Below are 13,683 nucleotides of genomic sequence, written 5' to 3'. Positions count from 1 at the left end.
CTCACGTCGCTGCCCGCGCTGCGCCGCCGGCCCGGCGCAGGCGCAGGGCGTTGGCGAGGACGAAGACGCTCGACAGCGCCATGGCGCCGGCCGCGAGCACCGGCGAGAGCAGCGGGCCGCCCAACGCGTGGAGCAGGCCCGCCGCCACCGGGATCAGTGCCACGTTGTAGGCGAAGGCCCAGAACAGGTTCTGGCGGATGTTGCGCATCACCGCCCGCGAGAGCCGGATGGCGGCGACGAGGCCCGAGAGCGCCCCCGACATCAGCACCACGTCGGCCGATTCCACCGCGATGTCGGTCCCGGTGCCGATGGCGATCCCGACATCCGCCTCGGCGAGGGCGGGGGCGTCGTTGATGCCGTCGCCCACGAAGGCCGCCGCGCCGTGGCGGGCGCGCAGGGCCTGCACCGCCGCGACCTTGCCGCCGGGCAGGATCTCGGCGGACACGGTGGCGATGCCCAGGCTCCGCGCCACCGCCTCGGCCGCCGCGCGGCCGTCGCCGGTGACCATGGCCACCGCGAGGCCGCGGGCCTGCAGGGCCGCCACGGCCTCCGCCGCCCCGGGCTTGACCGGATCCGCCACCGCGACCAGGGCGGCGAGGCGCCCGTCGACGGCGATGCAGAGCGGCGTGCGGCCCTCCCGGCCGAGGCGGGCCGCCTCGGCGTCGAGCGCCCCGGCGGGGATTCCGAGGCGGTCGAGGAAGCGGCGCGCGCCGACGACGACGGCGCGGCCGTCGACGGTGCCGGCGATGCCGTAGCCGGGCGCCGCCTCGAAGTCCGTCACGGCCCCGAGCGCCAGGCCCCTGTCCGCGGCCGCCGCCACGATGCTGCGGGCGACGGGGTGCTCGGAGCGCGATTCGAGGCTCGCGGCGAGGCGCAGGGCCTCGTCCGCCGCGCAGCCCGGCGCGGCGACGAGGTCGGTCAGGGTCGGGCGGCCCAGGGTCAGCGTGCCGGTCTTGTCGAGGGCGACGACGCGCACCGCGCGCAGGCGCTGGAGCGCGCCGCCGTCGCGGAACAGCACGCCGAGCTCGGCCGCGCGGCCGGTGCCGACCATGATCGAGGTCGGGGTGGCGAGGCCCATGGCGCAGGGACAGGCGATGATCAGCACCGCGATGGCGTTGACCAGGGCGAGGCCGAGGGACGGGCTCGGGCCGAAGGCGAGCCAGCCCGCGAAGGTCGCCGAGGCCGCCGCGATGACGGCGGGCACGAACCAGCCCGTCACCCGGTCGACCAGGGCCTGGATCGGCAGCTTGGCGCCCTGCGCCGCCTCGACCATGCGGACGATCCGGGCCAGCACCGTGTCGCCCCCGACGGAGGACACCCGCAGGTCGAAGCTGCCATGGGTGTTCAGGGTGCCGCCCACCGCCCCGTCGCCGGGCGCCTTGGCCACCGGCACCGGCTCGCCGGTGATCATGCTCTCGTCGACGTAGCTCGACCCGGAGACCAGGATCCCGTCGGCGGCGATGCGCTCGCCCGGGCGCACCCGGACCACGTCCCCGATCCGCAGGCTGGCCTGCGCCACCTCCGTCTCGGCGCCGTCGCGGATCACCCGGGCGGTGGCGGGGGCGAGACCGATCAGGCGCGCGATGGCCTCGCCGGTGCGCCCCTTGGCGCGGGCCTCCAGGGTCCGGCCGAGGAGGATCAGCGTGACGATGAGGGTCGCGGCCTCGAAGTAGAGATGCGCCGTGCCGGGCGGGAGCCGGTCCGGTGCCAGGACGGAGACGAGGGAGTAGAGGTAGGCGGCGCCCGACCCGAGGGCCACGAGGGCGTTCATGTCCGGATGGAAGCGGACCAGGGCGGGCAGGCCCTGACGGAAGAAGCGGGCGCCGGGTCCGGCGAGCACCAGGGTGGCGAGCCCGGCCTGGAGCCATCCGGCCCAGGCCCCGAGCGCGCCGTGGACCGCGTGCGCGAAGGCCGGCACGAGGTGCCCGCCCATGTCGAGGACGACGACCGGTGCCGACAGCACGGCCGCCGCGACGAGGTCGCGCCGCAGGGCCTCGCCCTCCCGCGCCCGGCGGGTCTCGCCGGCCGCGGCCGGCGCTTCGGCCGGGGCCTGCACGGCGTAGCCGACCTTCGCCACGGCCGCTTCCAGCTCGGCCCGCGCGACCAGCCCCTCGGGGTGACGCACGTCGGCCCGGCCGGTGGCGAGGTTGACCGTGGCCGCCGTGACGGCCGGGACGGCCGCGAGGGCGCGCTCGACCCGCCCGACGCAGGAGGCGCAGGACAATCCGTCGATCGCCAGGGTGGTGACCGCCTCCGGCACGCCGTAGCCCGCCCGCGCGACGGCCTCGACCGCCGCTTCGCCCGGTCCCGGAAGCCGCAGCTCGGCCCGCCCGGTGGCGAGGTTGACCGAGACCTCCGAGGCTCCGGGCAGCGCCCGGAGCGCGCGCTCGACCCGCCCGACGCAGGCGGCGCAGGACAGCCCCTCCACCGGAAAGCCGAGGCGGCGGCCGGGTGCGGGGAGCGTGGCGTCGAGGGTCGGGCGCTTGTCCATGTCCCCCATGTGGGGCTTCCCATGGTGGGAAGGTCAAGGGGGTCGGCGGAGGCATTCCGGGCCGGTCCCGGGCCTCGCGCCACCGCGGCGAGACGAACGGCCGCTAGGCCGAAGCGCGCGACGACAGGTTCAGGTCCCGGTACCAGGCGTCCATGCGATCGACCCTCAGATCCTGCGCGTTCGTGCCGGCCGCTCCGCGAAGTTCGCCCCGAAGCCGGTTCGGCGCGACACCGTAGAAATCCTTGAAGACGCGCGAGCAGTGACTCATGCTCGCAAAGCCGAAATCGAAAGCCAGGGCCTTCATCGGGCGTCCCTCATACGGCGTCAGGAGCGCCGACCTCAGCCGGGCGACGCGGCGCCGAATGATCTCGCGCTCGATCCCTCCGGACCTCTGGAACGTCCGATACAAGGCACTCCGCGACAGGCCGATGCCGCGCGCCACGGCCTCCACGTCGAGGTCCTGGCGGCCCAGGTTGGCGTCGATGAACAGTTCCGCCCGGAGCCGCCGGGATCGGTCCATCTCACCTTCGTCGACGCGCCCCTGGCCGGTCAGCCCGGTGGTTCCGACCAATCCTGCCAGCAGATCCGCGATCATCAGCGCGCTCTCGGCGCTCGGATCGACCCCGAGGCCGGACGCCTGGCGCGCCAGGGACAGGACGGCCGCCCCCAGGGGGCCGGAATCCCGCGGCAGGATCCGCCCGTGCAGGCGTCGGGCGTCGGGGAGCACGGCATCGAGGAGTTCACGCGGCAGGGTCACGGTGACGTAATCGGCATCCTCCACCAAGGTCCGTTGCGGCAGTGTCGCATCGAACAGGATGGCGTCCCCCGGCGCGAGCTTGCGCTCCTCGGCCAAGGGGCCGCCGGCCATGCGGCCCGACCGTAGAACCTGCAGGTGGAAGTGCTCGAAACCGTCGCGCCGGATCTGCGCGGGGTCGCGTCGGTGCTCGACCCCGATCAGCTGACGGTCGAACAGCGTGCAGCGGGGAAAGCTGTAGGCCGTCACCGCGGATTGGAACGTGTCGCCCAGCCGGTAGGTGGTCGAGCCGCTTGCCCGGACGAGGTCGTGGTAGGTCCCGAAGGCGTTTGGAACGTCCTTCATCAGAACCGTCCGGTGCGGCACGATCGGGACGGCAGCCTCTGGAATCGACCTGTCTTCCCTGATCAAAACGTCCGCCCCCCGCAGATCCGCACGGAACCGCCTGCGAGATGCGACCCACATCCGTTCGCGAGTGAGCCTCGAGATAGGCCATCGACGGCGCGGTGCAACCACGGGACCGAAACTCAGGCCCGCTGGCGCACAGCCTCCCCCTACCGCCGCCGGCCCCAGATGCCGGCGCGCTCGGAGCGGGCCTGCTCCTCGGCGGCGAGGAGGTCGGCCGGCGCGTCCTCCGCGGCGCGGGCGCCGCCGGCCGTGAGGATCAGGGAGGCGAGGTCGTCGCCGTCGATCTGGCAGCGGAGTTGCTCGGCGGCGGCATCGGCCCCGGCCGGCGGCGCGCAGGTCACCTCGCGGCGGCGCAGGTAGCGGGCGAGCTGCCGGGCCAGCGCCCCGCCCTCCCCCTCCACCCCGAGGAGGCGGACGGTGCGGCCCCGGAAGGCCAGGGTGCCGGTATCGACCACCTCCGGCACGCCGCGCAGGCCGGGGGCCGCGGCGTTGGTGGCGACCTCGCGGGCGGGCGCCGGCTCGGCCCTGGCGGCGGAGGGGCGCTTGCGGCCCTTGGCCAGCTGCGCCGTCGCCCGCTGGACGAAGTCGTGGAAGATGCTCGCCGGAAGGTCGCCGCCGCCGACCCGGTTCATGGAGGCATTGTCGTCGTTGCCGACCCAGACGCCGACGACGAGGTCCGGGGTCATGCCGATGAACCAGGCATCGCGATAATCCTGGGTCGTCCCGGTCTTGCCGCCCACCGGCAGGCCGGCGACCCGCGCACCCTTGCCGGTGCCGCCATCCACCACGGCCTGGAGGGAATCGAGCATCATCGCGCGGGCCTCGGTGGGAATCGCGGTGCCGCCCTTCGTCTCGGCGCGGAGGTAGAGCGGCTGCGGCTGGGCGCCCCGGATGGCGTGGACGCTGTGCGCGTCCACCGGGGCGGCCCCGGCCAGCACCCCCGCATAGGCGCGGGTCATCTCCAGGAGCGTCACCTCGGCCGAGCCCAGGGCCAGGCTCGGCACGTTGGGCAGGTCCGAGGTCACGCCCATCCGGTGGGCGGTGGCGATCACGGCCGGGATGCCGACCTCGTCGGCGAGCTGGGCCGCCACGGTGTTGATCGACTGCGCGAAGGCGCTGCGCAGGGGCACCGCGCCCTTGAACCGGCCGGTGGAATTCTGCGGCTCCCAGTCGCCGATCTGGATCGGCCGGTCGACCAGCACCGTGTCGGGGTTGAAGCCGTTCTCGTAGGCCGTCAGGTAGACGAAGAGCTTGAACAGCGAGCCGGGCTGGCGCTTGGCCTGGGTGGCGCGGTTGAACTGGCTGTCCTCGTAGTCGCGCCCGCCCACCATGGCGAGGATCGCACCCTCCTTGTTGAGCACCACCATGGCGCCCTGCCCGGCCTTCTTCTTGGCCCCTTCGGCATCGAGGCGGCGGGCGACGACCCCCTCGGCGAGGCTCTGCAGGTCGAGGTTGAGGGTGGTGCGCACGGTGACGTCGCCCGGCGCGTCGGCGAGCTTCTTCGATTCCGCCGAGACCATGTCGAGGAAGTAGTTGGTGCCCGGCGGGGTCTCGGGGGGCGTGCGCAGCGTGATGGTCTGGGCGCGGGCCTTGTCGGCCTCGGCCGCGGTGATGGCGCCGGTCTCGACCATGGCCTGCAGCACCACGTCGGCCCGTTCCTTGGCGCCGCCGAAGTTCCGGGTCGGGGCGAGCTGCGAGGGCGCGCGCACGAGGCCGGCCAGCATCGCGGCCTCGGGCAGGGTCAGGGCCTTCGCGCCCTTCCCGAAATAGCGCCGTGCGGCGGCGTCGACGCCGTAGGCCCCGGCCCCGAAATAGGCGGTGTTGAGGTAGCCGAGCAGGATCTCGTCCTTCGACATCGTCGCCTCGACGCGCAGGGCCAGGAACGCCTCCTGGATCTTGCGGCGCAGGGACTTCTCCTGGTTCAGGGAGATCAGCCGGGCATATTGCTGGGTGATGGTGGAGCCGCCCTCGCGCACGCCCCCGCCGACGGCGTTGCGGTAGACGGCGCGCAGGAGGCCGCGCGGGTCGATGCCCCAGTGCGACCGGAAGCGCCGGTCCTCGATGGCGATGATGGCCTGTCCCAGATGGGGCGGCATCTCCGCCGCCGTCAGCTTCTGGCCCTGGAACGCCCCGCGGGTCGCGAAGACCCGGCCGTCATCGGCCTCGACGGTCAGCGCCCGCTGGCCCGCCTCCGGCGCCACGCCGCCCAGGGGCGGCAGGGTGGCGAAGCTGTAGAGGACGAGCCCGGCCAGGAACAGCGTCGGCAGCAGGACGGCCGCCAGGGCGGCGGCCAGCCAGGGATGGCGGCGCAGGCGCGCCGGCAGGCCGGTGGCACGCGGTGCGGCCCCGCCCGTGATCCCGCCGGCGGGCATCGGCCCCTCCGCGGACGGCGCGGGCGCGGGCGCGTCGGTCGGCGCGCGTGGGCGGATGCGGGCGGCCCAGCCCTGCCAGGCGGGTCCCGCCGCCCGCGCCGCGCCGGCGGCCCGGCGCCCGGCCCCCCGCGCCGCCCCCAGGGCGAGCACGCCGAGCTGGCGCCCGAGGATCCGGGCCGCCGCCGCGGCTTCCCGCGCCGCGGCGCGCGTGTCCTCGGTATCCGGCCCGCCGGCGGGCCGTGGCTCGGGGGCCGGCTGGGGCGGGTCGACCCGCTCGGGGCGCGGGCGGTCCGGGTCGGGGGAGGTCATCGCGGGCCATGGTCACGGGGGGCGGCGCTCAGCAGGCGAGCGCCGCGCGGTGTCCGATCGGTTCTAGACCATCTCCCGCGGGCAAAGCTACGCCGTTCCGGGACGCCCCAGGGGACCGGGCCGGCCCGCTTCCGCGTGGCGGCCGCGCAGGCGGAAGGCCAGGATCACCAGCAGGAGCCCGAAGACCATCGTGTAGCTGCCGACCCACCAGGCCAGGACCAGCGCCGACATCCCGGGATCGATCAGCAGCGCGATTCCCAGCAGGATCGAGACGCCGCCGCCGAGCACCAGCCACCAGCGCCCGTAATGGGCATGCAGGCGGAAGCCCGCCGCGACCATCAGGCCGCCGGTGACGAGGGCCCAGAACGCCACGAGGTAGACGAAGGCCCAGACGGCCGCCGCCGGCACGAGCACCGCCGCGACGCCGACGACGATGTCGAGGAGGCCTTCGAGGAGGAGGAAGCCCCAGCGCTCGTGGCGCTGCGCCGCCCGCACCGAGGCGACGATCCCGACGATGCCGTCGACCAGCATGTAGGCGGCGAAGAACAGCACCAGCGACAGCACGAAGGCCCCCGGCGCCACGAAGGCGATCACCCCGAACAGGATCGCGACCGCGCCGCGCAGGGCCATCAACCACCAGTTGCGGGCCAGCACCATGCTCATCGCGTCGAGGCGATCGATGCCGCCCGGACCGGCGGCACCCGGTGGGATCAGGGGAGAACCGGCCGACATACGCACCTCCTGTCGCTCGCGGACAGACCGGATCCCGTCCGGCACGCCCGAGAACGCGCAGCGGATTTCCGGCGTTCCGTCCGGCCGCGGAGGGTGCCCGCAAACGTGATCCACGCCGGGAACAATCGCCCGCGCTACTTCTTGTTGTCGCCGAGGCGGGAGTTTCGGGCGGCGCGGTCTCCGATCGCGCGGCCCCTGGATGCGTGCGGACGATCAGTCGATGCTTCAGGATCAGCAGACCGTGGGTCGCCGGACCGCACGCGATGATGCGGCGCGGCCCCTCGACCCCCAGGATCAGGTCCCCGCCGCGGAGGCCGAGTCTTCCGGCGACGGAACGTCCCCGGACGATCGGGGCTCGGACGGCCCGTCGGAGAAGAAGCCGAACGTCCTGCGCCGGCATCCGGTCTGGGCGCTCGGCATCGCGGTCGCGGTGGTCGCCGTGGCGGCCGGCGCCTACGTCTACTGGCTGACCCGCCTGCACCCCTTCGAATCCACCGACGACGCCTTCGTCGATGCGCGGCAATTCTCCATCGCGCCGAAGGTCGCCGGCTACATCGTCGACGTGCCGGTCACCGACAACCAGCATGTCGAGACCGGGGCGGTCCTGTTCCAGATCGACCGGCGCGACTACGAGGTGGCCCTGGCGCAGGCCCGGGCGCAGGTCGCCTCGGCCGAAGCCTCGATCCGCAACTTCGAGGCGCAGATCGAGGGCCAGAAGGCTCAGGTGGCCGCCTCCGAGGCGGAGGTGACGCAGGCCGAGGCGTCCCTGAAATTCGCCCGCGAGGACGCGGCCCGCTACCGGGACCTCGCCGAGAAGGGCGCCGGCACGATCCAGCGCTCGCAATCCTCGTCCTCGACCCTCGACCAGCAGCAGGCCGCCTACGACCGGGCGAAGGCGACGCTCGTCGCGGCGCGCACCCAGGTCGGCGCCCTGGCCGCGCAGAAGGCGGGCGCCGAGGCCAGCCTCGCCACCGGCCAGGCGCAGGTGGCGCAGGCCGAGCTCAACCTCGGCTACACCACCGTGACGGCGGCCCAACCGGGCCGGGTCGTGCAGCTCTCGGGCGCCAAGGGTCAGTTCGCCCAGGCCGGGCAGACGCTGTCGACCTTCGTGCCCGACGACATCTGGGTGATCGCGAACTACAAGGAGACGCAGATCACCGACATGCGGCCGGGCCAGCACGCCGACATCGAGATCGACGCCTACCCGGAGCGCAAGATCACCGGGCACGTGGATTCCGTGCAGCCCGGCTCCGGCACCGCCTTCAGCCTGCTCCCGGCCCAGAACGCCACCGGCAACTACGTGAAGGTGGTCCAGCGCATCCCGGTGAAGATCGTCGTCGACCAGTGGCCGACCGACGTCGCCATCGGACCCGGCATGTCGATCGTGCCCCGGGTGCACGTCCGGTGAGCGCCGCCGCCGCGAAGGCGCCGGGCGGGCACAATCCCTGGGCCATCGCCCTCGTCGTCTCGCTGGCGACCTTCATGGAGGTGCTCGACACCACCATCGCCAACGTGGCCCTGCGCTACATCTCCGGCGGCCTCGCGGTCGGCCCCGACGAGGCCGCCTGGGTGGTGACGAGCTACCTCGTCGCCAACGCCATCGTGCTCACCGCCTCGAGCTTCCTCGCCAAGCGATTCGGTCGCAAGGCCTTCTTCATGTGGAGCATCGCGCTCTTCACCGTGGCCTCGGTGCTGTGCGGCTTCGCCTGGAACCTCGAATCGCTCCTGGTCTTCCGGGTCCTCCAGGGCCTGGGCGGGGGCGGCATGGCGCCGCTGGCCCAGTCGATCCTGGCCGATTCGTTTCCGCCGGCGAAGCGGGGCCAGGCCTTCGCCCTCTACGGCCTCGCCGTGGTGGTGGCGCCCGTGATCGGGCCGACCCTCGGCGGCTGGCTCTCTGACAACGTCTCCTGGCACTGGTGCTTCCTCATCAACGGCCCGATAGGCCTGATCGCGCTCGGACTGATGCACGTGCTGCTGGAGGATCCGCCGGGAGCGGTAGCGGAGCGCCGGCGCCTGCGCCGCGAGGGCGTGCGCTTCGACCTGATCGGCTTCCTCCTCGTCGCCACCTTCCTCGGGTCGCTCGAGGTCGTCCTCGACGAGGGCCAGCGCAAGGACTGGTTCGGCTCGACCTTCATCATCGTGTTCGCGGTGATCTGCGCCGTCGCCTTCGTGGCGATGATCCCCTGGGAGCTCACCCGGAAGAACCCGGTGGTGGATCTCCGGCTCCTGGGCAGCCGCCAGTTCGGGGCGTGCTTCCTCGTGATGATGGCCACCGGCGCGATCCTGATCGCCACGACGCAGTTCGTGCCGCAGCTGGTGCAGGAATATTACGGCTACACCGCCACGCTGGCGGGCCTCGTCCTGGCGCCGGGGGGCCTCGTCACCGTCTTCATGATGCTGGTGATCGGCCGCATCTCGGGCAAGGTCCAGCCGAAATACCTGATCGCTCTCGGCGCCGCGATCGTCTCCGCGGCGATGTACGACCTCACCCGGCTCTACGGCGACACCAGCTTCTGGTTCTTCGCCTGGTCGCGCATCTACATCGGCATCGGCCTGCCGATGATCTTCATCTCCATCACCGCGGCCTCCTACGAGGGCATCGACAAGTCGCAGACCGACCAGGCCTCGGCGCTGATCAACGTCGCCCGCAACGTCGGCGGCTCGATGGGCGTGTGCCTCGCCCAGAACGTGCTGGCCTACCGGCAGCAATTCCACCAGAGCCGGCTCGGCGAGAGCATCTCCAGCGCCAACCCGAACTACCAGGAGACCCTGCGGGCGGCGACGCAGTACTTCCAGGCCCATGGGGCGTCCGGCGTCGAGGCGCAGAACCAGGCCATGGCCTGGATCGGCCAGCAGCTCCAGACCCAGGTGGCGTACTGGGGCTACATCGACGTGTTCTGGTCGCTCTGCCTCGTCTCGGGGGCGGCGGTGCCGCTCGCGATGATCCTCAGCAAGGTCAAGCTCGGCGGCGGCGCGCCGGCCGGGCACTGAGTCACTCGGCCGGGGCGGTCGCCTCGGTGACCTGGACGCGCCCGGCCTGCGCCGGGACGGGGGCCGCGTCGGTCTCGATCTCCGTGAGGGTGACCTCCGACTTCAGCTCCGGCGCCGCGAGGGCGGCGACGCCCTCGTACCGGTCGAGGCGACGGTCGATCATCCCGCCGATCTTCTCGCGGACCTCGGCGACGGTGAGGCTGCGGCGGCCCTTGCCGGCCTTCTCGGTGAACAGGCTGCGGTTCGCCTTGGCCGCGGCCTTGAAGACCTGCTTGGCGACCTGGCCCGGCTTCTCGGCGGTGAGCTCGAGGAAGCGGCCGGCGCTGGCGGTGCCGAGGAAATGCGCGAAGTAGAGCTCGGCGGTGGAGAGGTCCCGGCCGATGCGCTGCTCGATCCGGCCCTTGTCGCGGTTGATGAGCTCGCCCGCCATCAGGGCGGCCACGTAGGGATCCTGGCGCAGGCGGAGCACGCGGGTGCGCATCGCCTCGTCGGCGATCGTGATGGCGCTGCCGCGCCCCTTCACCGCTCCGGCTTCTTCCGCGAGCCCGTGGCGGGCGCCGTAGGTGCGGATGAGTTCGAACCAGGTGCCCGACAGGAACTGGAACAGGCCCTCGGCGGAGGAGGTGGACGCCTTCACCGTGGTGGAGAAGCTCGATTCCTTGTCGGCCAGCGCCATCATGTAGACCGGGTCGACGCCCGTTTCGGTGGCGGCGCGAAGGATGGTGTCGACGATCTCGCGCGGGACGGCCATGTCGCCGAAGCGCAGGCGCTCGGCGCCGGAGGCGTCGCGGCTCGGGGCGAGGGAGGCGAGGTCGCTCTCGATGAGCGACAGGGTCGCGGGCTCCTGCTCGACCACCGGAACCCCGGCCCAGTCGGACGCGTTGGGAATCTCGGAGATGGGCGCGGACTGATCCCGGACGAGGGCCTGCGCCGTCAGGGCGCGCTCGTCGATCCGGTCATGGGCCGCCGCGGCGGGCGCCAGGGCGTTCTGCGGCAGGGCGCCGCCCAGCAGCGCGCCCGTCACGAGGGTCGCGAGGGTGCGGCGGCGAAGGGTGGCGAAGGTCCGGCGCGTCCGGCGCTCGGTCCGCGGCAGCCACGCCACGGTCTGGTCTACGTCGAAGGTCTCGTTGGGCACGAGACGGCTCACGTCGTCGGCGCAGAGCGCCGGCTCCGGGAAAACCCCCATCATTGGTCCTTGTTCGTACCGCTGCCTTCGTCGGGCGCGGCTTCGTTGTCGTTCAGCGAGGGGACGTCTCGCCGGTCGCTGTGACCAGAATGGGACAGCTCCGTGATTCAACGATGGCAGGCTTAACGATGGGTTAAGCCATTGTATTTACGAAATTTTAACACTTCGTTCGGACGCCGTTCAGGCCCGCCGCGTCAAAAAGGCGTCCTGGCCAGGGTTGGAACGCAACCCCGGAAGCCCAGTTAGTGAGGGCTGAGCGGAACGGCCCCCAGGTTGGGACAGGCTCCCGTTCGCCTGAAGAAGGAAGCCGTTTTCCAATGAGCATGCAGACCGGTCGCCGAGTCGGCGTTGCGTTCGTTGGCATGGGAGGCGCAGTCGCCACCACCGCCATCGCAGGCATCGAGATGATCAAATCCGGCTCGAACCGCCTCGATGGCCTCCCCCTCGCGGGCGTCTCCGTCCCGGGAATGGCCGATTACAAGGACCTCGTGTTCGGCGGATGGGACCTGAACGACGATGACCTCGGCTCCGCCGCCACCGGTCACGGCGTCCTCACCGCCCAGGACATCGAGAACGGCGCCCAGGTCCTCAAGGGCATCAAGCCCTGGCCGGCCGTCGGCAGCGCCAAGTTCTGCAAGAACATCGAGGGTGCCAACCGCATCGTCGCCAAGGACCACCGCGAGGCGGTCTCGGTCATCGCCAACGACCTCCGGCGCTTCAAGGCCGAGAGCAACCTCGACGAGGTCGTGGTGATCAACCTCGCCTCCACCGAGCGCTGGCCCAACCTGTCCGACCCGACCCTGAACTCGACGGCCGCCTTCGAGAAGGGCCTGGACAGCAGCGACGAGTCGATCAGCCCGGCGATGCTCTACGCCTATGCGGCGATCAAGAGCGGCGTGCCCTACGCGAACTTCACCCCGAGCGTGGCCGCCGACGTGCCGGCCCTGCTGGAACTTGCCAGGGAGATGAACGTCCCCGTGGCGGGCAAGGACGGCAAGACCGGCCAGACCATGATGAAGACGGTGTTGGCCCCGGCGCTCAAGGCCCGCGCCCTGCACGTGGACGGCTGGTTCTCGACCAACATCCTCGGCAACCGCGACGGACTCGCCCTGAACGACAAGGACTCGCTCCAGTCCAAGCTGAACACCAAGGGCACGGTGCTCGACTCGATCCTCGGCTACCCGGTCGAGGACCACCTCGTGCACATCCACTATTACCGGCCGCGCGGTGACGACAAGGAAGCCTGGGACAACATCGACGTCACCGGCTTCCTGGGTCAGCGGATGCAGATCAAGGTCAACTTCCTCTGCAAGGACTCGATCCTGGCGGCTCCCCTCGTCATCGAGATCGCCCGCGTCCTCGATCTGGCCAAGAAGCGCGGCGACGGCGGCCCCCAGGAGCAGCTCTCGAGCTTCTTCAAGGCCCCGATGGTCAAGAACGGCCACGGCCCCGAGCACGATTTCGGCAAGCAGCAGACCATGCTGCTCGATTGGCTCGGCGGCACGCACTGATGTCGTCGCAGACGGAGGGCGCCGGTCCCGCGGCCCCGCTGGCGCTTCGCGCCCTCCTCGTCGAGGTCAACGACCTCAAGCGCGTGCACGCCGCCGGGCGGACCGGCTCCATCGCCGAGCGCCTGTTCGCACAAGGCTGGGGTGCCCTCACCGGGGGTGCCGCGCCCGAGGCCGTCGCCCTCGACATCACCGCCAAGGCGCTCGCCGCCGCCCGCCTCTGCGATCTCGACGCCGCGTTCCTCGCCGCCGCCGGGCTCGACGAGCGGACGACGGCCGACATCCTGGTCTCGGGCTTCGATGCCGTCTCCGACAGCGTCGAGCCCGGTCTGCGGGACCGGTTGCGCGCGGCCCTGCGCCGGCCGGCGACATTCGAGCCGGGTCCCCTGCCCGGCTTCGTCGCCGCCCTGGCGCATCAGCCCCGCGCGGGCGTCACCTGCCCCGGCAAGCCCCGGATCCTGCTGGAGCCGCCGGAGAACCACGCCGAGCATTGCCTGATGGTGGCGGTCTACGGCGCCGTGCTCAGCCCGTTCTACCGGGCCGATCCGACCCTGGTCTTCCTCGCCGCCATGGCGCACCACGTCCACAACGCGGCCATGCCGGATGCCGGCTTCACCGGCGAGATGCTGCTCGGCGACCACCTCCTGCCGATCATGGCGCGCACCACGCAATGGGCGCTCGACGAACTCGACCCGGTCCTGCGCGAGACGGTGGAGCGGGCACGCGCCGTCCTGCCCGACGACGCCACGGCGGAGGGCCGGGCCTTCCATGCCGCCGACTGCATCGACCGCGTGCTCCAGATCGCCCAGCACCTGCGGGCCGCGACCCTGACCATGGGCACCGTCCTCGACGAGATGGAGCTCGTGCATGCGGGTCCGGTGAAGGGCTTCCACGACCGCGTGCTCAAGGACATGCAGATCCCGTGAACCCAC

The 13,683-nt window shown here is 72.3% G+C and carries 9 protein-coding genes; 4 read left to right on the top strand and 5 right to left on the bottom strand.

The features are described from left to right. Position 1: 1 nt before the first annotated feature. The 4 genes from ASF49_RS02040 to ASF49_RS02025 all read right to left on the bottom strand — a co-directional run bounded on the left by ASF49_RS02040 (position 2) and on the right by ASF49_RS02025 (position 7,066). Complete coding sequence (locus ASF49_RS02040; protein WP_056467950.1) at positions 2-2,491, bottom strand: heavy metal translocating P-type ATPase; 2,490 nt, start codon at positions 2,489-2,491, stop codon at positions 2-4. A 103-nt stretch (positions 2,492-2,594) separates the two neighbouring features. Further along, positions 2,595-3,590, bottom strand: coding sequence for a helix-turn-helix domain-containing protein (locus tag ASF49_RS02035; protein ID WP_056466849.1), 996 nt, complete (start codon positions 3,588-3,590; stop codon positions 2,595-2,597). A gap of 209 nt (positions 3,591-3,799) precedes the next feature. After that, positions 3,800-6,334: a PBP1A family penicillin-binding protein gene (locus ASF49_RS02030; RefSeq protein WP_056466846.1), complete on the bottom strand. Its 2,535-nt coding sequence runs from the start codon at positions 6,332-6,334 to the stop codon at positions 3,800-3,802. 87 nt (positions 6,335-6,421) lie between these two features. Next, complete coding sequence (locus tag ASF49_RS02025) at positions 6,422-7,066, bottom strand: HdeD family acid-resistance protein (protein ID WP_056466843.1); 645 nt, start codon at positions 7,064-7,066, stop codon at positions 6,422-6,424. A gap of 220 nt (positions 7,067-7,286) precedes the next feature. Here ASF49_RS02025 and ASF49_RS02020 point away from each other — a divergent pair, with 220 nt between their 5' ends. Together ASF49_RS02020 and ASF49_RS02015 are read left to right on the top strand one after the other, a co-directional pair. Continuing rightward, positions 7,287-8,474: an HlyD family secretion protein gene (locus ASF49_RS02020; protein ID WP_082510816.1), complete on the top strand. Its 1,188-nt coding sequence runs from the start codon at positions 7,287-7,289 to the stop codon at positions 8,472-8,474. Then, entirely contained in the window at positions 8,471-10,057 is a 1,587-nt protein-coding gene (locus ASF49_RS02015) for a DHA2 family efflux MFS transporter permease subunit (RefSeq protein ID WP_056466840.1), read from the top strand. The genes ASF49_RS02020 and ASF49_RS02015 overlap by 4 nt, the downstream gene beginning before the upstream one ends. Before the next feature lies 1 nt (position 10,058). Here ASF49_RS02015 and ASF49_RS02010 read toward each other — a convergent pair whose 3' ends face one another. Next, positions 10,059-11,246 carry a transglycosylase SLT domain-containing protein gene (locus tag ASF49_RS02010; protein WP_082510744.1) on the bottom strand — a complete coding sequence of 396 codons (1,188 nt, stop codon included), beginning with the start codon at positions 11,244-11,246 and terminating at the stop codon, positions 10,059-10,061. A 314-nt stretch (positions 11,247-11,560) separates the two neighbouring features. Here ASF49_RS02010 and ASF49_RS02005 point away from each other — a divergent pair, with 314 nt between their 5' ends. Continuing rightward, positions 11,561-12,754: an inositol-3-phosphate synthase gene (locus ASF49_RS02005; protein ID WP_056466837.1), complete on the top strand. Its 1,194-nt coding sequence runs from the start codon at positions 11,561-11,563 to the stop codon at positions 12,752-12,754. Beyond that, entirely contained in the window at positions 12,754-13,677 is a 924-nt protein-coding gene (locus ASF49_RS02000) for a hypothetical protein (RefSeq protein ID WP_056466834.1), read from the top strand. The genes ASF49_RS02005 and ASF49_RS02000 overlap by 1 nt, the downstream gene beginning before the upstream one ends. Positions 13,678-13,683: the final 6 nt, after the last annotated feature.

It is taken from the genome of Methylobacterium sp. Leaf104 (genome assembly GCF_001422885.1).
In the GTDB taxonomy this organism is placed as follows: domain Bacteria; phylum Pseudomonadota; class Alphaproteobacteria; order Rhizobiales; family Beijerinckiaceae; genus Methylobacterium.
This window is presented reverse-complemented; position numbering and strand designations above follow the sequence as displayed.

What these genes read in the sequence shown, in the direction of transcription:
- ASF49_RS02025 (WP_056466843.1), bottom strand. Translation starts at nt 7,066, where the DNA reads ATGTCGGCCGGTTCTCCCCTGATCCCACCGGGTGCCGCCGGTCCGGGC.
- ASF49_RS02000 (WP_056466834.1), top strand. Translation starts at nt 12,754, where the DNA reads ATGTCGTCGCAGACGGAGGGCGCCGGTCCCGCGGCCCCGCTGGCGCTT.
- ASF49_RS02030 (WP_056466846.1), bottom strand. Translation starts at nt 6,334, where the DNA reads ATGACCTCCCCCGACCCGGACCGCCCGCGCCCCGAGCGGGTCGACCCG.
- ASF49_RS02040 (WP_056467950.1), bottom strand. Translation starts at nt 2,491, where the DNA reads ATGGACAAGCGCCCGACCCTCGACGCCACGCTCCCCGCACCCGGCCGC.
- ASF49_RS02035 (WP_056466849.1), bottom strand. Translation starts at nt 3,590, where the DNA reads ATGAAGGACGTTCCAAACGCCTTCGGGACCTACCACGACCTCGTCCGG.
- ASF49_RS02010 (WP_082510744.1), bottom strand. Translation starts at nt 11,246, where the DNA reads ATGATGGGGGTTTTCCCGGAGCCGGCGCTCTGCGCCGACGACGTGAGC.
- ASF49_RS02005 (WP_056466837.1), top strand. Translation starts at nt 11,561, where the DNA reads ATGAGCATGCAGACCGGTCGCCGAGTCGGCGTTGCGTTCGTTGGCATG.
- ASF49_RS02020 (WP_082510816.1), top strand. Translation starts at nt 7,287, where the DNA reads ATGCTTCAGGATCAGCAGACCGTGGGTCGCCGGACCGCACGCGATGAT.